Source organism: Actinoplanes sp. NPDC048988 (assembly GCF_043197815.1).
Taxonomy (GTDB): domain Bacteria; phylum Actinomycetota; class Actinomycetes; order Mycobacteriales; family Micromonosporaceae; genus Actinoplanes.
Window position 1 is genome coordinate 283,931 of sequence record NZ_JBICTW010000005.1, and the last position, 25,198, is coordinate 309,128.

Annotated in this window: 29 protein-coding genes; 11 read left to right on the forward strand and 18 right to left on the reverse strand. The window is 71.3% G+C overall.

The features are described from left to right. Positions 1 to 87: 87 nt before the first annotated feature. The 6 genes from rraA to ACGFJ7_RS19275 all read right to left on the reverse strand — a co-directional run bounded on the left by rraA (position 88) and on the right by ACGFJ7_RS19275 (position 2,946). On the reverse strand, positions 88 to 555 hold the full coding sequence (rraA, locus tag ACGFJ7_RS19250; protein ID WP_392642885.1) for a ribonuclease E activity regulator RraA: 468 nt from the start codon (positions 553 to 555) through the stop codon (positions 88 to 90). Beyond that, entirely contained in the window at positions 539 to 745 is a 207-nt protein-coding gene (locus tag ACGFJ7_RS19255) for a hypothetical protein (RefSeq protein WP_360250804.1), read from the reverse strand. The genes rraA and ACGFJ7_RS19255 overlap by 17 nt, the downstream gene beginning before the upstream one ends. Before the next feature lie 69 nt (positions 746 to 814). Beyond that, positions 815 to 1,621 carry an SAM-dependent methyltransferase gene (locus tag ACGFJ7_RS19260; RefSeq protein ID WP_360250807.1) on the reverse strand — a complete coding sequence of 269 codons (807 nt, stop codon included), beginning with the start codon at positions 1,619 to 1,621 and terminating at the stop codon, positions 815 to 817. Between the two features lie 14 nt (positions 1,622 to 1,635). Then, on the reverse strand, positions 1,636 to 2,430 hold the full coding sequence (locus ACGFJ7_RS19265) for an endo alpha-1,4 polygalactosaminidase (protein WP_392642886.1): 795 nt from the start codon (positions 2,428 to 2,430) through the stop codon (positions 1,636 to 1,638). A 4-nt stretch (positions 2,431 to 2,434) separates the two neighbouring features. Then, entirely contained in the window at positions 2,435 to 2,758 is a 324-nt protein-coding gene (locus ACGFJ7_RS19270; RefSeq protein WP_392642887.1) for a histidine kinase, read from the reverse strand. Beyond that, entirely contained in the window at positions 2,755 to 2,946 is a 192-nt protein-coding gene (locus ACGFJ7_RS19275) for a hypothetical protein (RefSeq protein WP_360250816.1), read from the reverse strand. The genes ACGFJ7_RS19270 and ACGFJ7_RS19275 overlap by 4 nt, the downstream gene beginning before the upstream one ends. A 77-nt stretch (positions 2,947 to 3,023) precedes the next feature. On the opposite strand from ACGFJ7_RS19275, the gene ACGFJ7_RS19280 reads away from it, so the two are divergent. From ACGFJ7_RS19280 to ACGFJ7_RS19295, 4 genes are all read left to right on the forward strand, one after another. After that, positions 3,024 to 3,584, forward strand: coding sequence for a QsdR family transcriptional regulator (locus ACGFJ7_RS19280; RefSeq protein ID WP_360250819.1), 561 nt, complete (start codon positions 3,024 to 3,026; stop codon positions 3,582 to 3,584). A gap of 2 nt (positions 3,585 to 3,586) precedes the next feature. After that, the gene (locus tag ACGFJ7_RS19285; protein WP_392642888.1) at positions 3,587 to 3,811 is read left to right on the forward strand and encodes a DUF3311 domain-containing protein; all 225 of its coding nucleotides are present in this window, start codon (positions 3,587 to 3,589) and stop codon (positions 3,809 to 3,811) included. Next, positions 3,808 to 5,397, forward strand: a complete 1,590-nt coding sequence (locus ACGFJ7_RS19290; protein WP_392642889.1) for a sodium:solute symporter — start codon at positions 3,808 to 3,810, stop codon at positions 5,395 to 5,397. Before ACGFJ7_RS19285 ends, ACGFJ7_RS19290 begins: the two co-directional genes overlap by 4 nt. A 128-nt stretch (positions 5,398 to 5,525) precedes the next feature. Continuing rightward, positions 5,526 to 6,395, forward strand: a complete 870-nt coding sequence (locus tag ACGFJ7_RS19295) for a hypothetical protein (RefSeq protein ID WP_392642890.1) — start codon at positions 5,526 to 5,528, stop codon at positions 6,393 to 6,395. Positions 6,396 to 7,151: 756 nt separating this feature from the next. On the opposite strand, the gene ACGFJ7_RS19300 is transcribed toward ACGFJ7_RS19295, so the two are convergent. Both ACGFJ7_RS19300 and ACGFJ7_RS19305 read right to left on the reverse strand, forming a co-directional pair. Continuing rightward, complete coding sequence (locus tag ACGFJ7_RS19300; protein WP_392642891.1) at positions 7,152 to 8,282, reverse strand: oxygenase MpaB family protein; 1,131 nt, start codon at positions 8,280 to 8,282, stop codon at positions 7,152 to 7,154. Beyond that, entirely contained in the window at positions 8,279 to 9,676 is a 1,398-nt protein-coding gene (locus tag ACGFJ7_RS19305; protein WP_392642892.1) for an Nramp family divalent metal transporter, read from the reverse strand. Before ACGFJ7_RS19305 ends, ACGFJ7_RS19300 begins: the two co-directional genes overlap by 4 nt. A gap of 58 nt (positions 9,677 to 9,734) precedes the next feature. Here ACGFJ7_RS19305 and ACGFJ7_RS19310 point away from each other — a divergent pair, with 58 nt between their 5' ends. Then, entirely contained in the window at positions 9,735 to 10,838 is a 1,104-nt protein-coding gene (locus tag ACGFJ7_RS19310; protein ID WP_360250837.1) for an acyltransferase family protein, read from the forward strand. After that, entirely contained in the window at positions 10,835 to 11,584 is a 750-nt protein-coding gene (locus ACGFJ7_RS19315) for an SDR family NAD(P)-dependent oxidoreductase (RefSeq protein WP_360250841.1), read from the forward strand. Before ACGFJ7_RS19310 ends, ACGFJ7_RS19315 begins: the two co-directional genes overlap by 4 nt. 20 nt (positions 11,585 to 11,604) lie before the next feature. On the opposite strand, the gene ACGFJ7_RS19320 is transcribed toward ACGFJ7_RS19315, so the two are convergent. Further along, positions 11,605 to 12,027, reverse strand: coding sequence for a peptidoglycan-binding domain-containing protein (locus ACGFJ7_RS19320; protein ID WP_360250844.1), 423 nt, complete (start codon positions 12,025 to 12,027; stop codon positions 11,605 to 11,607). A 312-nt stretch (positions 12,028 to 12,339) separates the two neighbouring features. Between ACGFJ7_RS19320 and ACGFJ7_RS19325 the strand changes: the two genes are divergently transcribed. The 4 genes from ACGFJ7_RS19325 to ACGFJ7_RS19340 all read left to right on the forward strand — a co-directional run bounded on the left by ACGFJ7_RS19325 (position 12,340) and on the right by ACGFJ7_RS19340 (position 16,153). After that, entirely contained in the window at positions 12,340 to 13,314 is a 975-nt protein-coding gene (locus tag ACGFJ7_RS19325) for a serine hydrolase domain-containing protein (RefSeq protein WP_360250847.1), read from the forward strand. Between the two features lie 503 nt (positions 13,315 to 13,817). Continuing rightward, complete coding sequence (locus ACGFJ7_RS19330) at positions 13,818 to 14,792, forward strand: M14 family zinc carboxypeptidase (protein ID WP_392642893.1); 975 nt, start codon at positions 13,818 to 13,820, stop codon at positions 14,790 to 14,792. Between the two features lie 46 nt (positions 14,793 to 14,838). Beyond that, a complete protein-coding gene (locus ACGFJ7_RS19335) occupies positions 14,839 to 15,621 on the forward strand; it encodes an SDR family NAD(P)-dependent oxidoreductase (protein WP_392642894.1) in 783 nt (260 codons plus the stop codon). A gap of 49 nt (positions 15,622 to 15,670) precedes the next feature. After that, positions 15,671 to 16,153 carry a GNAT family N-acetyltransferase gene (locus tag ACGFJ7_RS19340; RefSeq protein ID WP_392642895.1) on the forward strand — a complete coding sequence of 161 codons (483 nt, stop codon included), beginning with the start codon at positions 15,671 to 15,673 and terminating at the stop codon, positions 16,151 to 16,153. Positions 16,154 to 16,196: 43 nt separating this feature from the next. Here ACGFJ7_RS19340 and ACGFJ7_RS19345 read toward each other — a convergent pair whose 3' ends face one another. The 6 genes from ACGFJ7_RS19345 to ACGFJ7_RS19370 all read right to left on the reverse strand — a co-directional run bounded on the left by ACGFJ7_RS19345 (position 16,197) and on the right by ACGFJ7_RS19370 (position 21,436). Continuing rightward, entirely contained in the window at positions 16,197 to 16,352 is a 156-nt protein-coding gene (locus tag ACGFJ7_RS19345; RefSeq protein WP_392642896.1) for a hypothetical protein, read from the reverse strand. Positions 16,353 to 16,571: 219 nt separating this feature from the next. Further along, complete coding sequence (locus ACGFJ7_RS19350) at positions 16,572 to 17,378, reverse strand: phosphotransferase (protein ID WP_392642897.1); 807 nt, start codon at positions 17,376 to 17,378, stop codon at positions 16,572 to 16,574. 35 nt (positions 17,379 to 17,413) lie between these two features. Beyond that, positions 17,414 to 18,082: an SGNH/GDSL hydrolase family protein gene (locus ACGFJ7_RS19355; RefSeq protein ID WP_392642898.1), complete on the reverse strand. Its 669-nt coding sequence runs from the start codon at positions 18,080 to 18,082 to the stop codon at positions 17,414 to 17,416. Next, positions 18,079 to 19,047, reverse strand: a complete 969-nt coding sequence (locus ACGFJ7_RS19360; RefSeq protein ID WP_360250868.1) for an alpha/beta hydrolase-fold protein — start codon at positions 19,045 to 19,047, stop codon at positions 18,079 to 18,081. Before ACGFJ7_RS19360 ends, ACGFJ7_RS19355 begins: the two co-directional genes overlap by 4 nt. Beyond that, positions 19,044 to 19,718, reverse strand: a complete 675-nt coding sequence (locus ACGFJ7_RS19365; RefSeq protein WP_360250871.1) for a hypothetical protein — start codon at positions 19,716 to 19,718, stop codon at positions 19,044 to 19,046. Before ACGFJ7_RS19365 ends, ACGFJ7_RS19360 begins: the two co-directional genes overlap by 4 nt. Next, on the reverse strand, positions 19,715 to 21,436 hold the full coding sequence (locus ACGFJ7_RS19370; RefSeq protein ID WP_392642899.1) for a phosphatidylglycerol lysyltransferase domain-containing protein: 1,722 nt from the start codon (positions 21,434 to 21,436) through the stop codon (positions 19,715 to 19,717). Before ACGFJ7_RS19370 ends, ACGFJ7_RS19365 begins: the two co-directional genes overlap by 4 nt. Positions 21,437 to 21,724: 288 nt before the next feature. On the opposite strand from ACGFJ7_RS19370, the gene ACGFJ7_RS19375 reads away from it, so the two are divergent. Then, positions 21,725 to 22,288 carry an AAA family ATPase gene (locus ACGFJ7_RS19375; RefSeq protein WP_392642900.1) on the forward strand — a complete coding sequence of 188 codons (564 nt, stop codon included), beginning with the start codon at positions 21,725 to 21,727 and terminating at the stop codon, positions 22,286 to 22,288. 633 nt (positions 22,289 to 22,921) lie between these two features. Here ACGFJ7_RS19375 and ACGFJ7_RS19380 read toward each other — a convergent pair. From ACGFJ7_RS19380 to ACGFJ7_RS19390, 3 genes are read right to left on the reverse strand one after another with little or no spacing between them, the layout of a single operon-like run. Next, complete coding sequence (locus ACGFJ7_RS19380) at positions 22,922 to 23,320, reverse strand: DUF1990 family protein (RefSeq protein ID WP_392642901.1); 399 nt, start codon at positions 23,318 to 23,320, stop codon at positions 22,922 to 22,924. Between the two features lie 12 nt (positions 23,321 to 23,332). Further along, positions 23,333 to 24,247, reverse strand: a complete 915-nt coding sequence (locus ACGFJ7_RS19385; RefSeq protein WP_360250883.1) for an alpha/beta hydrolase — start codon at positions 24,245 to 24,247, stop codon at positions 23,333 to 23,335. 48 nt (positions 24,248 to 24,295) lie between these two features. Continuing rightward, positions 24,296 to 25,135, reverse strand: a complete 840-nt coding sequence (locus ACGFJ7_RS19390) for a helix-turn-helix domain-containing protein (RefSeq protein ID WP_392642902.1) — start codon at positions 25,133 to 25,135, stop codon at positions 24,296 to 24,298. Between the last annotated feature and the right edge of the window lie 63 nt (positions 25,136 to 25,198).

The window sequence follows — 25,198 nt, forward strand, 5'->3', positions numbered from 1 at the left end:
ACCGATTAGCGCGGTTCCGCCGTGAGCACTCAACCAACGAGCCCGTCGGTGAACCGTCTCAAATACGCACTTAGCCCCTGGCGGCGTTCACGGGTGGAGGACCACGATGCCGTCCTCGTCGGAGACGACCTCGGCGCCGGGGTGGAAGTCGCAGCCGCCGATGCGCAGGGGAACGTCGCGGTCGCCGGCGCCGGTCTTGGCGCTCTTGCGGGGATTGGAGCCGAGGGCCTTGATGCCCAGCGGGAGGACGCGGAGCTCGGCCACGTCACGGACGGCGCCGTTGATGACCACGCCGGACCAGCCGTTCGTGACCGCCAGGCCGGCGATGACGTCGCCCATGAGGGCCCGGTGCAGGGAGCCGCCGCCGTCCACCACCAGGACGCGGCCGGCGCCCGGCTCGCTCAGCACCGACTTGAGCAGGGCGTTGTCCTCGAAGCAGCGGACGGTCACCGCCGTGCCCCGGAAGGTGGCGTGTGCCCCGTACTGAAGGAATTGGGTGTCGCACGAGCCGATGCTGTCGCCGTGGTCGTCGATGAGGTCAGCCGTCTTCGTCATGAGGTCCTCTCAGGAACGCTTCGATCACCGGGGTGAGGTCGGCCGCGAACTCGTCGAAGAAGCCGTGCCGGCCGCGGTCCTGGAGGTGCAGGGTGGCCGTGGCGAGACGCCGCCGGATGTCGTTCGAAAGTGACGACCCGGAAGTGGGGCTCGAAGCGCTCGCGGAGGCCCGTCCACCAGTCGTGCGCATTCGCCTGCCCGGACAGCAGGAGCAGGGTCGGACCCTGGCCGCTCTCTTGAACGGCCAGGGGGAACTCGCTCAGGGCTTGCGGCCGACGGCGGTCCAGACGTTGATGTCGGAACGCTCGGGGATCTCGGCGCCCGGCGCGGGGCGCCACTCGCTGGCCGGGACGACGCCCGGGTCGACGAGCTCGAGGCCGTCGAACAGGGCCGTGAACTCGTCTTTCGGGCGGGTCCAGACGTCGGACTTGCCGGACTCCACCAGCTGACGATAGAGCGCCTGCTGCTCCGGCGTGCCGAAATCGGAGGTGGCGTGGGTGGCGACCAGGTAGCTGCCGGACGGCAGGGCGTCGAGCAGCCGGCTCACGATCGGCTTGGCCGCGCCGTCGCCGTGGATGAAGTGCAGGACGGCGATCAGCATGAGGCCGACCGGCTGCTTCAGGTCGAGAGTCTCGGCCAGCGCCGGGTCGGCCAGGATGCGCTCGGGGTCGTTCAGATCGGCTTCGATGTACGCCGTCCGGCCCTCCGGGCTGCTGTTGAGCAGAGCCCGGGCGTGCACCATCACGAGCGGGTCGTTGTCGACGTACACGATCCGCGACGTGGGCGCGTGGCGCTGGGCCACCTCGTGGGTGTTGTCGGCGGTGGGCAGGCCGGTGCCGATGTCGAGGAACTGCCGGACGCCGGCCTCCTCGGCCAGGAACCGCGTGGCGCGCTGAAGCATCGCGCGGTTGGCGAGGGCGCCGAGGCGCACCTTGGGGAAGAGGCGTTCGAGTTCGTCGCCCGAGGCGCGGTCGGCGGCGAAGTTGTCCTTGCCGCCGAGCCAGTAGTTGTAGCGCCGGGCGGGGTGGGCGACGTTGGGGTCGATGCCGGAGGCGACGGGATCCACAGGGGAACAATAGGTCAGCAGGATTCGTAGTGATACCCCGCCTCGCCCTGTGGGACGACCTCCCGATCGCGCAGGATGACGGAGATACGCGCGCCGTGATCCCGGCATGCCCGACGGTAGGCGTCGATGCCGTTGTCGGTGTACTCGACCTCGTACACCTGGTCGCCGTAGCGGTCGAGATAGGCGCCGCATTCGTCGTACACCGCGCATTCCTCGGTCACCGCGAAGTCGAACCCGAGGCTCCGCCCGTCGAAGTCGGCGGCGTTCTTCTGCCCGGCGGCGAGGCCGCTCTCATGGGCTTTCGAAACCAGAATTCGGGCGTACGCCACGGCGTGCTCCGCGGAGAGCTGACCCCCGGACCGGGTGTACGAGTCGAGGTTGTCCGGCTCGACGGCACGGAACCCTTTCGCCGCGCACCCCTCGAACCAGCCGCCGACGATCTCGCCGAGCGCCGCCCGCTTGGCCGGGGTGGAGATGTCCAGCAGGTGTTCGCCGGGCCAGTCCGGGTCCTGCCTCGTCAGTACGAGATCGGGGTGCTCCGCTTGCCACCAGCCGTTCTCGCCGGGCTGAGTCTGGAACGCGTTCACATAACAAATGCCATAGGCATCCGCCGGGGCGTCGGCCGCCCGGTCCCGGTCGACGATCCGCACGCCGGCCGCCGGCGGGTAGGCACCGCCGAGCTGATAGTCGAAGCGCCCGTCGGCCGGCGGCGCCACCCACCCCCGCGGGGACGTGGCGGGTTCCGGCTCGGAGCCGCATCCCGCCGCGGCCAGAACCACGGCAACCGCCGCCGCCAAGATCCGTCGCATGTCCTCACGGTAGGCGGGGCGGCAAGCGCCCGTCAGCCGGAAGGTCGGAGCGGCACGCGGCAGGTGATGGTGGTGCCTCCGCGGTATCGGTCACCGAGCGCAGCCGCAGGGCGAGCGCGACCAGCCGCTGCTGGGCGCCGTCGTGCAGGTCCCGTTCGATGCGGCGGCGGGCCTCGTCGGCCGCCGCGACCAGGCGGGCGCGGGAGCCGACCAGCTCGGCCCGGCTCTGCGCGTTGGCCACGGCGATGGCGCAGAGCTCCGTGAACGCGGCCATCCGGGCCTCGGTGTCGTCGGGCAGCCGGCCCTCGCTCGAGCCGACCGCGATCATGCCCCAGAGGCGGCCGCCAGCAGGGTGACCGTGCCGTCCAGTTCGTACCGGAAGAGCCGGGCCGTGCTGCCGCCGAAGTGCCGCCAGATCTCCTTGCAGACGGCGGCGAACACCTCTTCCGGTGGCACGCCCTGGGCGACCAGCAGCGCGAGCCGGCGCAACTGCACCAGAGTCTCGGCGTCGTCCATGTGTCCGGGCACCCGTCGGGGCTGCCATTCAGCAGGCGGAACACACAAGATCGGCCGGGTGTCGTACCGTGCCTGCGATGGAGAGCCGACGGGTGGTGAGCGACGACGAGGTGACCCGCGCCGGGTGCCGTTTCTTCCTGGCGCACGGGACCGTCGAGATGAGCCGGCTGGCCGAGGACATGTGCGTCAGCAGGGCAACCCTCTACCGGATCACGCACAGCCGGGACCGGTTGCTGGGCGACGTGCTGTGGCGGCTGGCCGAGCGGATGCTGTCCGACGCGCGCCGCGAATGCACCGCCACCGGCGCCGACGGCGTGCTGGAAGTCACCCGGCGCTTCACCGAGCGCCTGCTCGCGGCCGAACCCTTCCGCCGGTTCCTGACCACCGAGCCGGAGGTCGCGGCCCGGGTGCTGATGACCGGCGCCGGCCGGGTCACCGAGCGGGTGGTGGCGGCCCAGCACGAGATCTTCCGCGAGGCCGGGCTGTCCGAGGCCACCGACGACCTGGCCTACCTCTACGTCCGGATCATCGAGTCGGCCCTGTACGGCGAACTGGTCGACGGGCGGCACGCCGATCTGGCCCTGGCCGAGCGGGTCCTCAAAGAGATCTTGAGACAGCTGTCGCACGATCCTCGGTGACCATGGTGTTACCGATCGACGAACGCTTATGGTTCGGCGTGCCCAAGCCCCGAGCCCTGTGGCTGCTGGCCGTGCCGACGGCCGCGCCCCTGCTGACACCCTTCGTGAACCGGCTCGAGCCCACTCTGCTGGGCGTGCCGTTCTTCTACTGGTACCAGTTCGCCTGCGCCGTCCTGGCCATCGGCGTGCTCACCACGGTCTACGTGATGACGGCGGAGAAGAAATGACCGACGTCGCCGTCTTCGTGATCCTGATGATCCTGGTGCTGGGGCTCGGCTTCGTCATGGCCCACCGCCGCCAGGCCCGACACCGGGAAAGCCTCGAGGAGTGGGGCGTCGCCGGCCGCGCCTTCGGCAACTGGACCACGTGGTTCCTGCTCGGCGGCAGCATGTACAGCGCGTACACGTTCATCGCCGTGCCCGCCCTGACCTACGGCGTCGGCGCGGTCGGCTTCTTCGCCGTCCCGTTCGCGATCGTCACCGCCCCGCTCACCTTCGTGCTCACCACCAAGATCTGGTCGGTGGCCCAGCGGCACGGCTTCCTGACCCACGGCGAGTTCGCCGGCGCCCGCTTCGGCTCGCGGCCGCTGAGCGCGCTGATCGCCGTCACCGGCATCCTGGCCACGATGCCGTACATCGCCGTGCAGCTCATCTCCCTGCAGGCGATCCTGCGCACGGTCGGCCTCGGCGGCGAACTCCCGCTGCTGGCCGCGGTCGGCGTCGTCTCGATCTGCACGTTCCGCTCCGGCCTGCGCGCGCCGGCCCTGCTCTCCATCGTCAAGGACATCCTGCTGGCCTGGATGCTGATGACGGCGGTGCTGATGGTCGCCATGTTCGGCGGCTGGGACACCACCTTCCACCAGGCCGGCCAGCGCCTGCCGGCCGGCCTGCTGCTGCCCGACAACGGCCAGCTCGGCTTCCTCACCCTGGTCATCGGCTCGGCGCTGGCCATCTTCGCCTACCCGCACGCCCTGACCGGCATGCTCGCGGCCAAGGACCGGGCCACGGTGCGCCGCAACGCCGCCGCGCTGCCCGTCTACTGCCTGGCCCTCGCCCTGATGGCCCTGCTCGGCTTCTTCGCCCTGGCCCGCGGCGTCACCCCGCTCGACGGTGACCTCAACACGGTCATCCCCCGCATGATCCACGAGTACTTCCCGCCCTGGTCGGCCGGTGTCGCCTACGCCGCCCTGAGCATCGCCGCCCTGATCCCGGCCGCGGTCATGTCGATCGCCGCCGCGAACTGCTTCACCCGCAGCGTCTACCGCCCGTACCTGCGCCCCGGGGCCTCCCCCGGCGAGGAGGCGCGGGTCAGCCGCTGGACGTCACTGGCGGTCAAGTTCGGCGCGGTCGCCTTCATCCTGCTGCTGGACCCCACGTACTCGGTCGAGCTCCAGCTGATCGGCGGCGTGATCATCCTCCAGACGGTGCCCGCGGCGGTCCTGGGCCTGCTCACGAACTGGTTCCACCGCACGGCCCTGATCATCGGCCTGCTGACCGGCCTGGCCGTCGGCGTCATCATGCTCTACAACATCGCCCGCGTGGACGCGACGGGCCGCGTCGTCGAGGCCCACTTCGGCGGTTCGAGCTGGTCCCTGGGCGACGGCCGCACCATCTACGTCGGCATCGTCGCCCTCGCGGTCAACCTGCTGGTCACGGTCCTGTTCACCGCCCTGCTACGCCTGGCCGGCGTCCCGTCGGGCCTGGACGCGACCCGCCCGGAGGACTACGACAGCGACGCCGACGACCCCCGCCTGCGCCGCCTGGACGCCCTGCTCGACGGCCTGCCCCGCGACGAGAAGACCCCCATCCCTTAGAGGTACGAGTTCTCGAACGGCACCGCGAAGCTCACGCCGGCGCCGTCGTCCCGCGCGCTCCCGTCGCCCGTTCCGGCCGGTGCGAGCCCTCACCCTAAAACCGGACATATCCCGCATATACTGACCTCATGCGGAGATCTCTGATGCTGGCCGTGACCGCCCCCCTCCTGGCCACGGCCACACCCGCCCTCGCGATGCCCGCCACCCCTCTCCGCACCACAGCCGAACCAGCCGCCGCCCCTTTCCGCGCCACTGCCGCGCCCGCCGCCGCCCCTTTCCGCGCCGCCGCCGCGCCTCTCCGCGCCACCGCCGCGCCCGCTCCCGCGGCCGACGCTCTCCCCGCCGTCTGCCCCGCTGCGGTGCATGCCCCGGCCGCCACCGCCGACCACCTCACCTCGACCGGCGCGGGCCTGCACAAGCAGACCGTCACCGTCGACGTGCCGCCCGGCTGGCGCATGACCCTCGACGGCCGCGACCCCGAATACGTCGAAACCGTCCTGGTCGCCGACGGCTTCTACACGCAGGACTCCCCGCGAACCGTCACCTGGACCCCGAAGCTCCGCTTCATCGGCACCGCCGCCCCCGTGACGATCCGCCTGACCGCCCCCGACGGCCACACCCGCACGCTCACCTACACGGCGACGGTCACCTGCCCGCCCCCGCCGTCCGCGCCAACCCACACCACGACCGGCTCCAGCCGGGCCTTCCAGTCGGTCACGTTCGCCATCCCACCGGGCGGCCACATCGGCCTGGCCGACGGCCAGCCCCTGGAACTCCCCCAGGGCAACCTGGGCCTGGCCATGATCTCCTCGATCTCCACCATCCCCGGCCAGCCCCACGACGACACCCTCATCGGCGCCGCCGGCACCCTGGTCTTCACCCCCACCCGAGGCGCCACCGGCCCGATCCCCCCGATCCGCTACACGGTCACCGATTCCTACGGCCAGACCTCGGAGGGCGTCTACCAGCCCTCCCTCCGGGGATACGCCCGGCAGTGACATCACGCCTCGGCGAACCCTCCTGGCCTGATGTCCTCGACGCCGGTCACCGCCGGGCAGCCGGCGCGCACTCATGGCCCCACACGCGACCGCTGAACGCCTCCTCGCGGGTCCGGTTCGCTGCGGCCCACCCCGGCACAACGGCACCGCGCCGCGCCGGCGGCCCCGGCCGCGGTTCCGGCTTGTGCAGTGCCGGGGAGACGACACGAGTTTCTGCTTTGCGGTCGAGCGGACCGTTCCCCGCAGCGCTCTCGGTGGCTCGGGCAGCCGTTCCCGCAGCGCTTCTCGGTAGCCGGGCCGACCGTTCCCTGCGGTGCTCTCAGTCGCCCGGCCAGCTGTTCCCCGCAGCGCTCTCAGTCGCCCGGCCAGCCGTTCCCCGCACCGCTCTCGGTGGCCGGGCCGGCCGTGTCGGTGAGGGCTTCGATGGTCCCACCCGCGGGACAGGCCGCCGAGCCCGGACCGGCGCGCCGGCAAGCCCCCGCTCCTCCCTCCCGTGACCGACCGCGAGGGGCCTCAAGCTCGACACGGACGTGAGCGGGAAAGGCAGGTCGAGCCCGACACGGATGAAGCCAAAACAGAGGTTGAAGCAAGCAAGGAGCGTGGCCAGGAAGGGCGGCCGAGTCGGGCAAGGGGCGTAGCCGGGACGAGGGGCCGAGTCGGGCAAGGAGCGTGACCGGGAAGCTCGGACGCCGCGGCAGATGCTCGTGTGGTGGGTGCGCGGCTTTTGTGGTCGGGTGGGTGACGCCGCGTACGACATCAGCCTTGAGGATTCAGTCCCCAGCGGGTGAAGCGGGCGCGGGCGTGGCGTTCGCCGCGGGCTATGAGGAGGCGGCGGCCGCCGGGGAGGCGGCTCAGGGACTGGCTGATGAGCAGGTTGGCGGCGACTCGGGTGAGGCCGTACCACGGGAAGCGGTAGGGCAGGCCCAGGTCGTGCATGGCGTGGCGGCCCAGGAGCCAGGAGCTCAGTGAGAGGGCGCGTTCGCGTTCCAGGCTCCGGCGCCGGCGGCCGGGGAACTCCTGGTCGGTCATGGCGATCAGGGCCCGGGCCAGCGCCCGGCTGTTGTCGTCGGGTGGTGGGTCGTACGACAGGAAGTGGTAGAGCAGTCGGCGGCCGCGTTTCTCGGTGTGTGGGAGCCACTGCTCGTTCACGCCCATGAGCCAGCCGATGTAGGACCACAGGTGCATCACGGCGGCCGCGTCCCGGCGTGAGACGCGCACGCCGAGCAGGCGCAGGTGCAGCAGGAAGCTGGTGCTGAAGACGCCCAGGGTGCTGGCCTGGTCGTACTGGTTGATCGGGGTGCCGCGCAGCGCCGTGTCCCAGGTGGGGTCGGCGGCGAGGCGGGCGTTGACCAGGGCGTGCATGATCCGGACGTGCAGGGTCAGGCGGAAGCCCTCGCGGCCGGGGTCGAGGCCGCCGGGGGCGGTGACGGCGCGCCACCAGATCGACGTCTCCTTGACGCGACGCAGGGTTTCGCCGCCGGCCAGCCGGCCGGTGCGGACCAGCGGTTCCAGGGCGGCCGCGGTGCGGTAACCGCCGAGCAGGGAGCCGTACGCGAGGACGAGGCCGGCGTCCAGGCCGAACGCGCGGCAGGCGTGGGCGCCCCGGTCGAGCAGGCGGTCGTCGACCCACGGCGGACGGTCCAGCACGGCTTCGAAGAAGGCCCGGCCGGCGCCGGCGGGGCCGGCCGCGAGGGCGGTGTGCAGCTCGCGGGCGGGAACGGCTCGGACGAGAGCGGCCGCCAGTTCGTCATGCTGCGACAGAGCCGCCTTGAGAGCCGCGAGTTCGGCCTGGTTCGGCCGCGCGCCCCGGCCGGCGAGACGCCGCAAGGGGGCGGCGGCGCGTTCGCCCCACGCGCGGTCCTGGCCGAAGCGGGTGGGGGTGGTCATCCGAACAGCTTGCGGATCTGTTCGTTGAAGGTCAGCACGGACAGGAAGCCGAACAGCAGGAAGGACCACACCAGCGCGGCGACGCGGCCGGCGCGCGGGCGGATCTCCGGCGGCAGCAGGCGGAGGTTGATGAGCAGCAGGAGGGCCGAGTAGACGAACATCATCAGACCGCCGGTGACGGCCGAGATGACCAGCAGGACCAACGGCTGGGTCACGCCGGACAGCAGCACGAGGATGCCGACCAGGACGAGGCCCCAGACCAGCGCGAAGTACATCTTGCTTTCGTTGAAGGACTTCAGATACGCGGTCTTGAGCACGTCGGCGGCCAGGCGGCTGGTGTAGTCGACGATGCCGAGCGCGGCCGCGAACAGCGAGAAGGCCCCGATGATCCAGAAGAAGGTGCCGAACCAGCCGCCGACGGCGTCGTTGAGGGCCTCCCCCTCGGCCTTGAGGAACGAGATGTTGTTCGTCAGTCCCTCGTCGCCGAAGACGGTGGCGTAGGCCAGCATCGAGGTGAAGAAGATGGTCAGGAAGGTGATGAGCACGAACGTCGTCAGCTGTTCGATGTTCGCGAAGCGCCACCAGCGGCGCCAGCGGTTCATGTTCTCGCCGGTCGTCTCGAAGATGAAGCCGGTGGACGGCGCCGCCTCGAGCTGACCGGTGACCGGGCTGACGATGCGGGGCACGTACGCGCCCATCCCGAAGCCCTTGTCCCGGATCCAGTTGCTCTGGCACAGATTCTGGCCGCCGCCCGCGCCCGCGAAGGCGAGCGCGCCCATCAGCAACGCGAAGCCGAGTTCCTCGTACGGAAGCCCGGCCTTGGTGATGATCTGCGGGGCGTCGGCCCACGCGGACGCGCCGATCGCGGCGATCGAGCCGACCACGAACAGCAGCAGGACGGCCGCCACCTTCACCATCTGGATCTTCTCGAGCGCCTGGTAGACGACCGGCGCGAGGGTCAGGATGATGCCGATCAGCAGCAGGAAGCCGATGGCGATCGGCGTGACCCGGCCGCCGACCAGGTACGTGGTGAGGGTGGCCGAGCTCGTCGCCCAGCCCGGCCAGATGTTGGCGAAGTAGGCGAGGATCGCGAAGAACAGTCCCCAGTGGCGCCAATACCGGCTGAAGCCGGTCAGCGCGGTCTCGCCGGTGGCCAGCGTGTACCGCTCGATCTCCATGTTCAGGAAGTACTGCGTGGCCAGCCCCACGAAGGCGGCCCAGACGAAGACCAGGCCCACTTGCGAGGCGATGTACGGGAACAGGATGAACTCGCCGCTGGCCAGGCCGACGCCGGCGGCGATGATGCCCGGGCCGATGACGCGGCGGAAGTTGGCGGGCGGTTCCGGTAGTTCGCGGACCTCGGGCGCGGGAAGGTGCCTGGTCGGAAACACCATGGACACCAATCTATGCTTGTACCCCACGCGGGCGCCACACCTGCCATGCTCTTCAGGCATGACGTCCGCGCGCCGGCCCGAGCTCGACGCCATCCGGCTCGCGGTGGTGCTCGGGCTGGTGTTCTTCCACGCCGCGCTGGTGTTCGACACCCGCGACGACTTCTACGTGAAGAACGCTCAGACGACCGAGGCGGTCACGTGGATCGCCGGGCTCGGCGTCGTGTGGGCCATGCCGGCGCTCTTCCTCATCGCGGGGCTGGGCTCGTGGCATTCGCTGGGCCGGCGCGGCACGGGCGGCTTCGTACGGGAGCGACTGTTGCGGCTCGGGGTGCCGCTGGTCTTCGCCTCACTGACCATCATCCCGATTCCCCAGTGGATCCGGTACGGCGCCTCGGAGCCGTACCTCGAGTTCCTGCGCGACTACTTCGACGTTCACCTGGACCTGTCGGACTTCCCGTTCGTCGTCCAGGGCGAGTTCTTCGAGACCGGCCACCTCTGGTTCGTCGTCCTGCTGCTGGCCTTCGCCCTGATCCTCGCCCTCGTGGCGGGCCGCCTGCCGCCGATCGGCGGCCCGATGCGGCATCGCGGCGTGGTGTTCCTGCCCGCGCTGCCGATCGCGCTGATCGGGGCGCTGCTCGGCATGGAGGAGGCCTTCGCCGGGTGGAGCCGATGGGCCTATCTGCTTTTCTTCCTGTACGGGTTCCTGCTCGCGGCCGACGACCGTTTCCGCGCCGCCATGCGGCGGGACGCCCGGTGGGCCGCCGTGATCGGGCTCCTGCTGTTCGGGGCCTCGGGCGCCGCCCTGAGCACGGCCGGCGACGACCCGTTCACCGCGATGACCGCGCACGCGATCGTGGCCCGGGTGCTGTTCGGCCTGGCTGGATGGTTCTGGGTGGTCGCCATCCTCGGGCTGCTCGACCGGGGGTCGCCGCCACCGCGCAGCCCGGTGATCGGCTACCTCGCGGTGGCCGCCCTGCCGCTGTACATCCTGCACCAGCCGATCGTGGTGGTGGTCGCGTTCTTCGTGGTGCGCTGGGACCTGCCGATGCTGGTCGCCTACCTGGCCATCGTCGCGATCAGCTTCGCCGTGATGTTCGCTGTCTACGATGTGCTGGTGCGCCGCACGAGGGTGACGCGGTTCCTGTTCGGGATGCGGCCGTGAGCATCGTCCTGACCGGGGCCACCACCGGGATCGGACGAGCGACCGCCCGCCTGCTGGCCGGGTCGGCCGGCCATCTCATCCTGCACGGGCTCGAGCCCACCATCGGCGACTTCGCGCCCGGCGACCGGATCACCTACTTCCCGGCCGACTTCGGCGACCTGGACGAGGTCGAGCGGCTGGCCGCGCGCATCCGGGCCGCGACCGACCGGATCGACGTGCTGATCAACAACGCGGCCCGGCCCGGTCCGCCGGCCCGGACGGTGAACGCGGCCGGTCACGAGGTCACCTTCCAGGCCAACTATCTGGCGCCGGTGCTGTTGACGACCCGGCTGCTCGACCTGACCCGGCGGGTGGTGAACGTCGCCTCGGCCACGCATCTGTCGGCGACCTTCGCCGGCCCGGGCCGGCCCTACTCGGCGGCGGGCGTGTACGCGTACTCCAAATTGGCCCTTGTCGCCTATTCCTGCTGGCTCTCGCGGCGCCGGGCCGAGGTCGTCAGCATGCACCCGGGCGTCATCGCGACGCCGCTGCTGCACGCCATGTTCCCGATCGGCGGGGACCGGCCCGAGCACGCCGCCGGGAACGTCCGCTACGTGGCCTCGCGGCGCGGTGACAACGGCACCTATTACGACGAGCGGACGCCCGCGCCGCCCAACCCGGAAGCGCTCGACCCGGCGGCTCAGGAGCGGCTGATCGACCTCACCGTACGGGCCCTGGACGTGTCGGCCCTGTCCGAGAAGCGGTGACGGGCGGCCCGCCGCCGTTGTCACTTGGCCGGGAACCGGCCGCAACCGCTGTCGCCGACACCGTCGATCTTGCTGGCGGTCTCCGGCCCGTACTGGCCGTCGGACGAGGCACCGATCTTGGTCTGGGTGCGCTTCAGGGCGGCCTTCGTGGCCGGGCCGAAGTCGCCGTCGGCGGAAAGGCTCTTCTCGCTGTAGCAGTAGTACATCATCCGCTGGAGGGCGGTGACGGCGGTGTTCTTGGCGCCCTCGGAGAGCGAACAGCGGGTGGTGCCGCCGCCCCACGGGACGGTCATGAAGCCGGCGCCGGCTTCGCTCGAACCCATCACCATGGTGGTCGTGCACTTCGGCGTCGCGGCCGCGGCCGGTCCGGCCGGCAGCAGCCCGGCGATGCTCGCGGCCATGGTGAGGCCGGCCGCGGCGAACGAGAGTTGACGAACGTTCATGGTTCTCCTTTTGACGGCCCGCGAAAGGGCACGCCGATGACGCGATTCCGAGGGCGGACATCGCGAAAGAGGTGATGATTGATCGAGGGAGCGACATTCGCTGGCGCCGATTCCTCCTCGACGGACAGACGCTAACATGGTCAACAACGCCCGAACAAGATCGGAATACGTCACTGGGTGGTGCTCATGCCGGATCCGCACGACACCTACCCGAGCCTGATGCACACGGCGCTGGGCGCCACGGACCATGCACCTCGACTCCCACGTGCCGGCCCGCGACCGTCGATCGGGCAGAGGTGAAAATGGCTTCCCATGACGGTTCAACAGCTGCTCGACACGCTTGTCGCCGGTGGGGCCGCGGGCGCCCTGGCGGAACTGCGGGATGCCGGTGGGACGGCGCGGGCCTCGAGCGGGGTCGCCGAGCTCGGCACCGACCGGCCGGTCGACCCGCGCGGGTACTTCCGGATCGGCAGCGTCACCAAGGTGTTCACGGCGGCGGTGGTCCTGCAACTGGCCGGTGAGGGGCGGCTCGCGCTCGACGAGCCGGTGGACTGCTTCGCGCCGATCACCGTGCGGCAGCTGCTCGACCACACGAGCGGGCTGCACAACTACACCGAAGACCTGACCGCCGACAACATTCTGCGCGACCGGTGGCGGCGGTGGACGCCGCGCGAGATCGTCGAGCGGGCCGGCCGGATGGCCCGGGCGTTCGCACCGGGCACGTCGCGCGCCTACAACAACACGGGCTATGTGCTGCTCGGACTGCTCATCGAGGGTGCTACCGGTCATCCGTACGGCGAAGAGATCGAAGGCCGTGTCCTGCGGCCGCTGGGGCTCCGCGACACGCTGGTGCGCGACGACAGCGCCGCGATGCCCGCACCGCACGCGCGCGCCTACCTGATGGTGGACGGGAAGCCGGTCGACGTCACCGACTACAACCCGTCCACGGCCGGGCCGGCCGGCGGCCTCATCTCCACCGCCGCCGATGTGAACACGTTCTTCCGGGCGCTGCTGACCGGGAAGCTGCTCGGCCCGGCCGAACTCCGCGAGCTACTGACGACGATGCCGACCGGCACGCCCGGCGTCGAAGGCGGCCTCGGCATCACCCGCTACACCCTCGCCGGCGGCGCGACGGTGTGGGGCAAGGAAGGCGGCTTCCACGGATACCGCACATGGTCCTTCCACAACGCCGACGGCAGCCGGCAGCTCACCGTCTCGGCCACGGCCGGGCGGCGCGAACCACCCACCACGGCCGAGGTCGTCAGACTGCTGCCGGCTCTTCTCTGACCCGGGGCCGGTCACGCGAGGGGTGCCTCGTCCCGAGCGGGTTTCACCGATGTGACCAGCTTCTCCACCGCCTCGGCGAAACCCTCGGGCTCGTCGCCGCGCGTTGCGGGCGGCGAGCGCGTCGAGGTCCGGGCCGTTGCCAGGCGCCGTGGCGTACAGGATGATCCCGGCCAGCCGCCCCGGGCGGGTGAGCGCGTACTGCTGCGCCACCAGCCCACCGTGCGAATGACCGAGCAGGTAGGACCAGTCCACACCGGGCCCACCCGAGTGCATCACGCAGACCGGCCCGCGCCCGGCCACATGGAAACGCTGGACGACCCCGCCCACGGTGACCTCGTGCGTGGTGAGTGCTCGCGTCACGCCTTGACCGACGCGCCGAACGGCGGGAAGTTCAGCGTCTTGTCCGGCGAACTCGGCCCGTACCGCCTAATCTGATCGATGGACATTGATGTCTATCGAAGGGCCGGTCGATGCGGAAGACGTTAGCCACCATTGTCAGTGTCATGTTACTGGGCGTGACGCTCGGGTCGACCCCGGGAACCGCTCAGGCGGCGGGGCCGCTCGTGTCGGCGCGGCCCGGGCCGGAGGAAGTCGGGCGGGCGCTGGCGAAGATCGCCCGGGCCAGTGACGGGCGGGTGCGGCTCGGGGTGATCGGGCGCAGCAACGAGGGGCGGGCGCTGCGGCTGGCCAGCGTCGGGCACGGGCCCACGCGGCTGCTCTTCGTCACGCAGCAGCACGGTGACGAGCCGCTGGGCACGCCGGCCGCGATCCGGGCGCTGTGGACGCTGGGGGTGCCGGACACGCCGTGGCAGCGGGCCCTGCTGAAGCGGGTCACGCTCGACGTCGTGGTGCAGGCGAACCCGGACGGCGCGGTGCGCGAGCAGCGCTACAACCATGACCCGAGCGCGTCGGGCGACTACTCCGAACCCGGCGTCGGCTATGACATCAACCGGTTCCACAATCCGCTGACGCCGATCGGGGACAACCCGGTGCCGGAGTCGCGGGCCGTCCTGCGGCTGTGGCACGCGACCCATCCGAAGGTCGTCGTCGACTACCACATGCAGGGGCGCTATCGGCAGCCCGACGGGCGCGAGACGACAGCCTCGATCCTGTGGCCGACCAGCCCGCTGGCCGGGGACGTGACGAGGTCGCGTCAGCTCGCGGTCCACAACTACGACGCGCTGACCAAGCTGGCCGGTGCTAACGTCACCCGCTACCCCGGCGGCGACTACGAGGGCATCGCCCGCAACGCGTACGGGATCCTGGGCAGCGCGTCACTGCTGGTCGAGCTGTCGAACCTGCCGGACGAGCAGGTGGAGTTCCAGATCCGCAGCGCCTACACGTCGATGCTGGCCACCGTTCAGGGCGCGGCCGACGGCTCCCTGTGGCGGGCCGACCCGGCCCGCGCCGACACGATCCCGGCCCGCGGCCCGGCCCTGCCCGGCGTGACCGCCCGCAGCTTGGACGCCGCGGCCTGACCTGACCCACGCCGCGGGTTGATCATGGGCGGCGCAGAATGGGGGCATGCGGATTGATCTTTCGGGGAAGACGGCGCTGGTCACCGGCTCCACGCAGGGCATCGGGCTGGCGATCGCGGCCGGGCTGGCGGCGGCGGGCGCGCGCGTCGGCGTCAACGGGCGGTCGGCCGAGTCGGTCGAGCGGGCCATCGGCGGACTCGGGGACGGCGACTTCGTCGCGGTGCCGGCCGATGTGGCGACGGAGGAAGGCGCTACGGCCGCCCTCGAGGCGCTGCCCGAAGTCGACATCCTGGTCAACAACCTGGGCATCTTCGGGGCGCAGCCGGCCCTGGAGATCAGCGACGACGACTGGCGCCGGTACTTCGAGGTGAACGTGCTGGCCGCCGTCCGGCTGACCCGCAATTACCTGCCCGGCATGCGCGACCGTGGATGGGGGCGCGTCCAGTACATCGCCAGCGACTCCGCCGTGGTCACGCCGGCCGAGATGATTCACTACGGCATGTCGAAGACGGCGCTGCTCGCGGTGTCGCGCGGCTTCGCCAAGGAGGCGGCCGGCTCCGGCGTCACCGTGAACAGTGTCATCGCCGGCCCGACGCACACCGGCGGGGTGGAGGATTTCGTACGGCAGATGGTCGGCGACGACCTGCCGTGGGACGAGGCCCAGCACAAGTTCATGCTCGAACACCGCCCGCAGTCGCTGCTGCAACGCCTGATCGAACCGGAGGAGATCGCCAACATGGTGGTCTACCTGGCGTCCCCCTTCGCCTCGGCCACCACCGGCGGCGCGCTGCGCGTCGACGGCGGCTACGTCGACGCCATCCTCCCCTGACGCGGGTAAAGCGCTGGCACGGCGCCGCCGCCCGGAGCAGCATGTCGCCATGGATCCCGAGGTGCGCAGAGTCGAGGCGGCGGAGTGGCCGCTCTATCGCAAGCTGAGACTCGAAGCGTTGCGAGAGTCGCCGTCGGCTTTCGACGAGCGGTACGAGGACCTGCTCACGTGGCCGGACGACTCCTGGCGGGAACGCGTCGGTGACGGCGCGTCGGGCGCTGAGGAGAGCATGTTCGTGGCGGCGTCCGACGGCGGATTCGTCGCGAAGGCCACCTGCTTCACTGAGCCGCCCAGCGGGTCAGCTCAGGTCGTCGGCTTCTACGTCACTCCGCGCTTTCGTGGCAGCGGCGTCGCCGGCGACCTGATGGCCGCGGTGAAGCGGTGGGCGCGCGAGGAGACCCGAGCGGATCGGCTCCGGCTTTTCGTCGTCCGGGGAAACGAGCGCGCCACGGCCTTCTACCGGCGCGCGGGCTTCACCGCCACCGGCGTGACCCGCAATGACGAGGACGAGATGGCGCACGACCTCAGATAGCCTACGAGCGGGTCCGCATGCACCCGGTGCCCCGGCAGCGCCATCAGTTGCGCTGGCGCAGGTTTCGGACAACGAGGGCGATCACTGCGAGAACGAGTACGGCCGCCAGCAACTGCAAGCCCGGCGAGTCATCGGCTCCCCCGTATACAAAAGCGGCGACGCCGACCATGAAGGCCAGGAAGAAACCAACGTATTTCATGAGTACTCCTCGGTGCGGCAGACTTTCTGTCACCGGGCGAAATCACATCACCTGGCCGTGCGCACCGGGTAGCCACTCGACAGACTTCGCACACGATCTGCACGCCTTGCACACAAGAGGCCAGGTCCGCGCGCACGGTACCCGCCGGACGACGAATGCGGTCTCGGCTGCATCGTCGAGGGAGGCACCAAGACCTGCCGAACCGGTTGCACGGCAAGCTCAGATGACCGCTTCGGCCGCTCTCCGGACTCCCCTGAGGCCGCCCGCCGCCCAGTCGCGCAGGAACGGCACCGGGGCGCCGGGAAAGAGGTCGTGCTGAGCGACGACCGCCCAGCGCAGGTGCAGGAAGTAGGCGATGCCGTAGGTGACCGGGTCGACGTGGTGGAACGCGTCGATGCCGGCCTCGTCCAGGAAACCGACCAGGTCGACACCGGCCGGGGCGATCGCCGGGAACTGCCAGTCGATCACCCGGTAGCCGTCGCCGGCCGGGAACACGTGTGCGGGCTTCAGATCGCGATGCACCAGACGGGAGTGGGCTTCGACCGTGCCGAGCACCGGCGCCGACAGGATCCACGATTCGATGTCGTCGACCCCGGGGCTGAACGGGAATCGGCCGTCGGCCATCAACTGGCGAAGCTTGACCACGGTGCTGGCCGCTTCGGCCGCCCACTTCGCGGACGTTCCGACGTCCAGGTAGACCGGGAGACCCGGCTCCAGCTCGCCGATCTGCTGCACGACCCGGGCCGCGTGGGTCAGCAACTCGTTCTCGCTCAGTGGCAGGTCGGCGAGCGACGGCGAGTCGATCCAGTCCACCAGGAGAGCGTTCCCGACGCGGTGGTGGGCCGGGAGCAGGCGGGTTGCTCCGGCCGCCGCGTAGAACTCCGGCTCCATCACGGGTGGCGACGTGGTCTTGTAGGCGAACGACCGGCCGTCGGCCAGCACCACCTTCTCGGTCCGGGACAGCGGCCACTCCGCGACGGTATGGCTCTGCACGATGGTCTCGCCGAGGAGTTCCGGGGGAAGCATCGGCGGATGGTATCCAGAGGCGACGGCGAGCGACATCAATTTTCCGGCAGTGGGGGGATCAGGGCGGCGATCGCGGCCTGGCCGGCCGCGTTGGGGTGGTCGCCGTCGGAGGCCAGCAGCTCCGTCGGGTCCTGAGAGCCGTCGGGGCCGTGGAAGGCGGTGTCGGTGGGGACGTAGGTGGCGCCGGTCTGGGTGGCGGCGGCCCGCAGCGCCCGGTTGACGGCGGCGGTGGCCGACTCCGAGTCGGAGACCTCGCCGGCGCCGTACGTCTTGGCAGCCACCTTGCCGTCCAGGACCACGTTCCAGTAGCCGAGGACGACCACGCGGGTGCGGTGGACGGCCTCGATGGCGTCGATGGTGGCCTCGACGTCGTCCTGGACGCCGGCCGCGACCGGGGCGTATTTCGACGGGTCGTCGAAGTCGCCGGCCATGTCGTTGGCGCCGATCATGATGACCACCTCGGCCGCCGAGGCGAAGACCGTCTTCTGCGCGGGCAGGCCGGCCCGTACGTCGGCCGCCGTCGCTCCCGACCTGGCCAGGTTGACGTTCGTCGCGTGCTGCGACGAGGCGTACAGGGCCGGGAAGGGTTGGCAGCCGCACGCCGCGCCGGCCGCGACCGAGTCGCCCAGGGTGACCACCACAGGCGCGGCCGGCGCGTCGCAGGCCGCCAGCAACAGCAGGAGCAGGACGGCGGCGCGCCTCACGACAGCGGCCCGGCCAGGTGGGCGGAGAGCCAGTCGAAGGCGGGCGCCTCCATCTGGCGCCACACGGCGCTGCTGTGGCCGCCGTGCGCGACCACCGCGGTGGTGACCGCGAGCGGTTTGCGGGCGGAGGCGGCCAGCAGGCGCGAGTCGTGGGAGCACTGCTTGTCGTCGGCGGCGAAGCCGAGCCACAACGCGGAAGCGGGCTGCGGCAGGTGCTTCAGGCGCCAGTACGGGTTGTTGGTGGTGTGCTCGGAGCCGTCGCCGATGGTGATGCCGGACGACGCGTACCCGGAAAGGCTGGCCCCGGCCGCGAACAGGGTGGGGTGGCGCAGGGTCAGGTTGATGGCGCAGAACGCCCCGGCCGAGTATCCGACGAGGCCCCAGCCGGCGCGGTCGGTGCGGATGCGGTAGTGCGCCTTGGCGTACGCGGGCACGTCCACCGTCAGGAACGTCTCGGCCTGGGGGCCGTTCTTCAGGTTGGTGCACTCGGTGTCGAGGGTCGGGTTGGTGGTCTGCTGCGGGAACAGCACCACGGTGGGCGCCATCCGGCCCGAGGCGATCTCGGCATCCAGTGTGGACTTGACGTCGAGTTTGCGCACCCAGTACTGCGGGGTGCCGGGTACGCCGTGGAACGCCTCGATGACGGGATAGCGGGTGGCGCCCTCGTGGTAGCCGGCGGGCAGGTACACGTACATCGGCAAGGTGAGCTTGCTGGCCGGGCCGTGCACGCTGACGCCGAAGAACTGGCTCGCGCCGACGTCGTGCGAGACCGGCACGGCGTCCGCGGCCGTCGGGAACGCCTCGGTGAGGGCGTTCAGCTGCACGCCGACGGCGGCGATCACGCTCACCACGGAGCCGAGGACCAGCAGGCTCCGCCAGGCCCAGTGCAGCCGGTTCCAGAAGACGGCCAGGGCCACCGCGAACACGAACACGAACGCGAGCGCCACCCAGAGCAGGCTGTTCACGCGGCCGCCCCCTTCAGGGTCTTGGGTGCTTTCAGGGCCGGCGGCAGGGTGTCGGCGGGCTGGTCGAGGACGGCGAGCCCGGCCGGCACGGCCCTGACGAAGGCGGCGGCCAGCGGGGACGGGCCCCGCACGTCCCAGCCGATCGCTGTCACCCGCAGGTCGCGGCCGAGCTGGGCGGGCAGCGTCAGCAGGGCGCCGGCCGTCGTGGCCGCTGTGGGGTCGACGGTCACGGTCACCGCTTCGGGGGTACGCCGGGAGGTCGCGCCGAAGGTCAGCACGACCGGGAAGGCGACATCGGGCCGGCTCGCGTAGTCGGCCGGCAGCGTGATCCGCGGGGCGCGGGCGAGGTGCCACGCGTCCCAGCCCGGCGGGCGCCACTCGATCGCCCCGGTCCCGGCGCGGCCGTCGAGCAGACCGGCCCGAACCTCGCCGGCGACCGCGACCGAGCCGGTGTCGCCGCGCAGCGCCTGCCACGACGGGTAGAACTGCTCGTGCCGGTTGTACTCCAGGCCGGCCGTGAGCACGACGAGCACTTCGAGCAGCAGGATCCCGGCGGTACGGGTGACCGGCCGCAGCCGGCCGCCCCGCTTCCAGAAGAACACCGTCGCCACGCCCACCACGACCGTGAGGGTCGCCGCCAGCACCAGCAACGGCCGGCCGGTGAGGCTCACGCCGCCACCTCGGCCTTCGCGCGCGGGGCCCGGCGCAGGCTGGGCATCCGCGGTTCGGGCAGGAACGCCTCGGCCCGCATCGCCGCCACCGCGATGCGCGGCAGGTCCCGGGCGGTCGGGAAGCAGAGGTAGCGCGGCACCCAGGACGGCAGGTACTTGGCGTTGGAGCGGTAGAGCGACTCGATCTGCCACAGCTTCGAGGCGGCGCGCAGCAACCGGGCCCACAGCCGCAGCACCGGGCCGGCGCCCAGCTCCTCGGCCCGCGCGAAGACCGAGCGCAGCACGGCGAAGTTGAGCGAAACGCGCCGTACGCCCAGGGCCGGCGACTCCTCGAGAACCGAGACCACCATCAGCTCGGTGAGGCCGTTCTCGGCGGTGCGGTCGCCGCGCATCAGGTCGAGCGACAGCCCGTCGGCGCCCCACGGCACGAACTGCAAGAGCCCCCGCAGCTTGCCGTCCTCGTCGTGGCAGAGCACCAGCAGGTTGTCGCCGTCGCACGGGTCGCCGAGGCGGGACAGGGCCATCGAGAAGCCGCGCTCGACCGGGCCGTCGCGGAAGGCGTCGGCGGCGTGGATGGCGCCGGTCAGCTCGGCCTCGGTGAGGTCGCGCTGGCGGACCACCCGGCACGTGTAGCCGGCGCGCTGCATCCGGTTGACCGCCTGCCGCACGCCGCGCATGGGCCGGCCGTTCAGCGAGAAGGCGGTGGTGTCCACAATGGCCTCGTCGCCGAGCTCGACGACATCGAGACCCGCTTTCTTGTACGCCTTTCCGGCCGCGTTGCCGCAACCGAGCACCGCCGGGGTCCAGCCGTGCTGCTGGGCGTCGGCCAGCCAGGCCCCGATCGCCTCGGGCCAGGCCGACTCGGGACCGATCGGGTCACCGGCGGCCAGGCTGACACCGTTGACGACCCGGTACGCGATCACGGCGGCCCGGTTCTCGGACCACATCAGGGACTTGTCGTCGCGGGTCGCGAAGTAGCTGAGCGAGTCGGCCTTGCCGTACCGCTGAAGAAGCTCACGCAGGCGCGCCTCGCCCTCGTCCGTCCGCTCGGGCCGGCGTGAGCCGGGCCGCAGCAGCACCACCAGGGCGACACCGACGGCCAGCAGACCGCACGCCCCGGTCGTGTAGGCGACGATGTCGCCGCCGAAGCGGTGACGGAACTCGATCGGGCCGTGCACGCCGATGAGGCCCAGCGCCGCCTGCTCGGCCCACTGGGAGACGCCCGGGGTCCCGACCAGGCGGTTGGCCCGGACCGCGATCTCGATGAAGCCGAGGACGAAACCGGCCGCGCCGAAGCCGACCAGCGCCTGCAGGGAACGCCAGCGGTTGGGCCGGTCGGCGAGGATGGTGAACCGGTCCTGCGTGGCGAGCAGCATCACGAACAGGACGCCGCTGACGCCGGCCGCGTAGAAGTCGAGGCCCTTGAGCAGATGAAGGGCCACGGCCAGGGCCGAGAGGCCGGCCGCCACCTGCCACGCGCGGCGCTTGCCCCGGCGCAGACCCGCGCCCAGATAGATCAGGAGCATACCCACCACCACCGTCGCCGCCCGGGCGGAGAACACCCCGAAGGCGGGCACGAACTCCATCAGCAGCGACATGTGGTGCCCGCGCCGGTGCGGAGCGATGGTGGAGAGGACATCGAGGAGGCCAACCACTTGGACCAGCCGGGCGATCGTCCGTCTGGAGAGCGGTGGACTCGCCAACCGGGTCTGCTTCATAGGGCCATCTTCTGTGTCTGGGCTGTGTAATGCCCGTGAAGTTTGCTGTGCGCTTGCTCAAGGGTGGCGAGCGGCACAAACTCGTTTTGCCAAGTCACTGACCGCACGTGCAGGCACTACTGCCCGTGCGGACATCGGCGGCCCACCGCGCGGCCGTTTCGCTGTGAGCTAGGCCGCATGTCTCCCGGGTTGTTTCCTCGACAATGACCGGCGAAGGGTGCGGCGCGCGCCCGTGTCCGACACCGGTCGCGTACCCCGGTGATCGCCGTCACGTCGTTTAATCGGCTGATGAAGTTGGTTGTCATCCGTGGGAACAGTGGGTCCGGAAAGACCAGCGTGGCCCACGAGGTGCGCAGGCGGTACGGGCGCGGTTGCGCCCTGGTCGAGCAGGACTACCTGCGCCGGGTCGTGCTGCGTGAGCACGGCGGCGACGGGACGCCGGCCGTGGCGCCCGCCTTCATCACGACTGTCGTGCGGGCGGCTCTCGGGCACGGCTACCACGTGGTGCTGGAGGGGATCCTGCACTCCGGCCAGTACGCGGAGCCGCTGCGCGAGCTCATCGCCTCCCATCCCGAGACCAGCGTCTACTGGATGGAGGTGAGCTTCGACGAGACCGTGCGGCGGCACGGGCGGCGCCCCACGCCGATTCCGGTCACCGCCGGCCAGATGCGTGCCTGGTACACCCCCATGGACCTGCTCGGTGTTCCCGGCGAGCAGATCATCCCCGAGTCGTCCAGCTTCGAGGAGACCGTCGCCACGGTGCTGCACGACAGCGGCCTGGCCGGCGCGGCTCCGCGGACTCCCTGCCCGGTCCGGTGCCCGCGCTGCGCCGAGAAGGGGCGGCCGGCGTGACGCGGCAGCGGGTGCTCGACGAGCTGGCCGACCGGATTCTCGCGCTGGAGCCGGGTCATCCCGTGCGGGTGGGGATCGACGGTCACTCGGCCGCCGGTAAGACGACCCTCGCCGACGATCTGGCCGGGGTTCTGGGAGCCCGGACGGCGCGGCCCGTGCTCCGGGTCATGCTCGACCACTTCAAACGCCACATCGATTTGCGTACGGGATATCCGGCCGGCTCGCCGCGAAGCTACTACCACGAGATGTTCGACGTCGAGGCGATCCGGGACGTGCTGCTGGCGCCGCTCGGACCGGGTGGCGACCGCCGGTACCGCACCCAGGTCATGGACCTGCGCGGGCGGACTCCGATCGACTCCGAGGTTCGGGTGGCCGCGGACGACGCGATCCTCGTGGCGGACGGCGCCTTCCTGCAGAAGCCGGCCCTGGCGGCGTACTGGGATCTGGTCGTCTATCTGCACATCGAGGTGGACGAGGTGCTGCGCCGGGGCACGATCCGCGACCAGGCCTGGATGGACTCGGCGGAGGCGGCGGCCGAGCGTTACCGGCACTACTACATTCCCGGCGAGCAGCTGTACCTGGCCGAGGTGCGCCCGGCCGAGCGGGCGGAGGTGGTCGTCGACAACAGCGACTTCAGCGCGCCTCGCGTAACGCGCGGAGGTAACGCTGACGGTAGACCCGCTGCGCCACCGGCAGAACCGGGAAAGCCCTCCCCCACCAGCCGTCGGAGGGGCGGGTCAGCGAGCGCAGGGTGAGCCACACGCGGCCGTCCGGGGTGCGGTGGGCGATGAAGGCCTCCTCGCCGCTGACCGGATGGCCGGGCCGGGTGCCGTAGGCGAAGCCGCACCGGTCCGGGCGTTCCACGACCGCGGTTACCCGTACGGGCTCGCGCACCCGCAGCGGGCCGATCCGGGCCAGCAGTTCGTAGTCCGCGCCCAGGCGAGCCCGCACGTCACCCTCGGCCGGGGTGCTGGCCCGGCTCCGCCGGGACCGGCGAAGCGTCCTGGAACTGGTGTCGCGGACCACCACCACGACCCGGAGACGTCAGGCGGCGGCCAGCTCCGTCCGGTAGAAGGCGTCGATCTCGTCGACGGCGGGACCGACGTACTCCGGCTTGTCGTACAGGTCGACGTGGCTGGCGCCCTCGACCCAGAAGACGCGCTTGGGCCCGGTGTGGCGCTGGAAAGCCTCGATGCCCATCCACGCGGTGACGGCACGGCGGCCGATGACCGACAGCAGCGGGCGGTCCCCGATCAGCGGCACCGCGGCCCAGGCGTCGAACAGGGCCAGATGGTCGATGCTCTCCCAGGGCAGGAACTTGGTCGAGCGGGGGTGCTCGGCGCGCGGGGTGCAGTAGTACTCGACGCCCTCGAAGCCGTGCTCGCCGCCGAGCTTGCGGCCCAGCTCGAGGGTGGCCGGGAAGAGCGGGAAGGTCTGGGTGTCCTGGCCGCGCGCCTGGGCCGTACGGGCGGCCGCGGCCAGGTCGAGCATGCCCTGGAAGACGGCCGGGTCCTGGTCGCCGTCGGCACCGAAACGGAACTGGCGGGCCACGTCGACGCCGCTGACCGTGGCGATCGCCTTGATCCGGTGGTCGCTCGCGGCCGCGTTGAGCACGTAGCCGCCGGAGGCGCAGATGCCGAGCACGCCGATCCGGCCGGCGTCGACCTCGGGGCGGGTGGTCAGGTAGCTGACGGCCGCCTTGTGGTCCTCGATGCGGTGCGCGGGGTCCTCCAGGCCGCGCGGCAGGCCTTCGGACTCGCCCTGGTACGCGGCGTCGAAGGCGAGGGTGACGTAGCCGCGCTCGGCCAGCCGGCGGGCGTACAGGCCGGCGGCCTGCTCCTTCACGCCGGTGCCGGGGTGGCCGACGACGACGGCCGGGAGGTTGCCGCCCTCGGGCAGGTAGAGGTGGCCGGCGATGCGCAGGCCCTGACTGTCGAAGGTCACGTCGATTTTCTGCATGGCGAAATCGCCCTTTCTCGGCAGGGACAGGCGGGGTGGAGTGGTGGTTTACGTCTGCGGAACGGTGGCCCAGGAGGCCAGGATGCGCAGGGCGTCGTGGGACGGGGTGCCGGGCTCGGCGGTGACGATCATCAGCTCCTGGCCGCTGCCGTCCGGGCTGGCCCAGACGTCGCAGTCGAGGGTCAGGTCGCCGACGACCGGGTGGTGATAGTGCTTGGTGCCGTAACTGGCGCCGTTGACGCGGTGCTCGGCCCACCACGTACGGAAATCGGCGTCGCGGACGGCGAGCTCGCCGACCAGCCGGGCCAATTCGGGGTCGTCGGGGCCGGCCGCGGCCCGGGTGCGCAGCGCGGCGACGGCGTCCCGGGCGTCGTGCGGCCAATCGGCGTGCAGGGCCCGCATGCCGGGATCGGTGAACAGGAGACGGACGTAGTTGCGCTCCCTCTCGGGCACGGCGGCGAAATCGGTGAACAGGGCGGCGGCCGCGCTGTTCCACGCGAGCACGTCCATCCGCCGGCCCAGCACGATCGCGGGCGACTCGGCCAGCTGGTCGAGCAGCCGCCGCATGGCCGGGCGCAGCCGCTGCGCGGACCGGCGGCGCCGCGGGCGGGCGTCGGTCTTGCCCGCGACCTCGTACAGATAAGCCTCCTGGTCCTCGTCGAGCCGCAGAGCGCGGGCCAGCGGCGCCAGCACCGAGGCCGACGCCGCCACCCGCCCCTGCTCGAGCCGCGTGTAGTAGTCGACGCTGATCGCCGCCAGCGCCGCCACCTCCGCACGCCGCAGCCCGGTGACCCGGCGGCGGTCGTCGTACTCGGGCAGCCCCACGGCCCGCGGCGTCAGCTCGGCGCGCCGTGCCTTGAGGAAGTCGCCCAGCTCGGAGGGGGTCATGAACCCATACTGCGCGCCCACCCTTCCCTCCGGCAGGGCAGAAACCTTCCCCCCTTTGGTTTC

What these genes read in the sequence shown, in the direction of transcription:
- ACGFJ7_RS19275 (WP_360250816.1), bottom strand. Translation starts at nt 2,946, where the DNA reads ATGGACGACGCCGAGACTCTGGTGCAGTTGCGCCGGCTCGCGCTGCTG.
- ACGFJ7_RS19265 (WP_392642886.1), bottom strand. Translation starts at nt 2,430, where the DNA reads ATGCGACGGATCTTGGCGGCGGCGGTTGCCGTGGTTCTGGCCGCGGCG.
- ACGFJ7_RS19305 (WP_392642892.1), bottom strand. Translation starts at nt 9,676, where the DNA reads ATGGTGTTTCCGACCAGGCACCTTCCCGCGCCCGAGGTCCGCGAACTA.
- ACGFJ7_RS19350 (WP_392642897.1), bottom strand. Translation starts at nt 17,378, where the DNA reads ATGCTTCCCCCGGAACTCCTCGGCGAGACCATCGTGCAGAGCCATACC.
- ACGFJ7_RS19340 (WP_392642895.1), top strand. Translation starts at nt 15,671, where the DNA reads ATGGATCCCGAGGTGCGCAGAGTCGAGGCGGCGGAGTGGCCGCTCTAT.
- ACGFJ7_RS19255 (WP_360250804.1), bottom strand. Translation starts at nt 745, where the DNA reads ATGCGCACGACTGGTGGACGGGCCTCCGCGAGCGCTTCGAGCCCCACT.
- ACGFJ7_RS19320 (WP_360250844.1), bottom strand. Translation starts at nt 12,027, where the DNA reads ATGAACGTTCGTCAACTCTCGTTCGCCGCGGCCGGCCTCACCATGGCC.
- ACGFJ7_RS19385 (WP_360250883.1), bottom strand. Translation starts at nt 24,247, where the DNA reads ATGCAGAAAATCGACGTGACCTTCGACAGTCAGGGCCTGCGCATCGCC.
- ACGFJ7_RS19295 (WP_392642890.1), top strand. Translation starts at nt 5,526, where the DNA reads ATGCGGAGATCTCTGATGCTGGCCGTGACCGCCCCCCTCCTGGCCACG.
- ACGFJ7_RS19270 (WP_392642887.1), bottom strand. Translation starts at nt 2,758, where the DNA reads ATGATCGCGGTCGGCTCGAGCGAGGGCCGGCTGCCCGACGACACCGAG.
- ACGFJ7_RS19335 (WP_392642894.1), top strand. Translation starts at nt 14,839, where the DNA reads ATGCGGATTGATCTTTCGGGGAAGACGGCGCTGGTCACCGGCTCCACG.
- ACGFJ7_RS19330 (WP_392642893.1), top strand. Translation starts at nt 13,818, where the DNA reads ATGTTACTGGGCGTGACGCTCGGGTCGACCCCGGGAACCGCTCAGGCG.
- ACGFJ7_RS19390 (WP_392642902.1), bottom strand. Translation starts at nt 25,135, where the DNA reads ATGACCCCCTCCGAGCTGGGCGACTTCCTCAAGGCACGGCGCGCCGAG.
- rraA (WP_392642885.1), bottom strand. Translation starts at nt 555, where the DNA reads ATGACGAAGACGGCTGACCTCATCGACGACCACGGCGACAGCATCGGC.
- ACGFJ7_RS19345 (WP_392642896.1), bottom strand. Translation starts at nt 16,352, where the DNA reads ATGAAATACGTTGGTTTCTTCCTGGCCTTCATGGTCGGCGTCGCCGCT.
- ACGFJ7_RS19325 (WP_360250847.1), top strand. Translation starts at nt 12,340, where the DNA reads ATGACGGTTCAACAGCTGCTCGACACGCTTGTCGCCGGTGGGGCCGCG.
- ACGFJ7_RS19280 (WP_360250819.1), top strand. Translation starts at nt 3,024, where the DNA reads ATGGAGAGCCGACGGGTGGTGAGCGACGACGAGGTGACCCGCGCCGGG.
- ACGFJ7_RS19375 (WP_392642900.1), top strand. Translation starts at nt 21,725, where the DNA reads ATGAAGTTGGTTGTCATCCGTGGGAACAGTGGGTCCGGAAAGACCAGC.
- ACGFJ7_RS19370 (WP_392642899.1), bottom strand. Translation starts at nt 21,436, where the DNA reads ATGAAGCAGACCCGGTTGGCGAGTCCACCGCTCTCCAGACGGACGATC.
- ACGFJ7_RS19310 (WP_360250837.1), top strand. Translation starts at nt 9,735, where the DNA reads ATGACGTCCGCGCGCCGGCCCGAGCTCGACGCCATCCGGCTCGCGGTG.
- ACGFJ7_RS19285 (WP_392642888.1), top strand. Translation starts at nt 3,587, where the DNA reads ATGGTGTTACCGATCGACGAACGCTTATGGTTCGGCGTGCCCAAGCCC.
- ACGFJ7_RS19290 (WP_392642889.1), top strand. Translation starts at nt 3,808, where the DNA reads ATGACCGACGTCGCCGTCTTCGTGATCCTGATGATCCTGGTGCTGGGG.
- ACGFJ7_RS19300 (WP_392642891.1), bottom strand. Translation starts at nt 8,282, where the DNA reads ATGACCACCCCCACCCGCTTCGGCCAGGACCGCGCGTGGGGCGAACGC.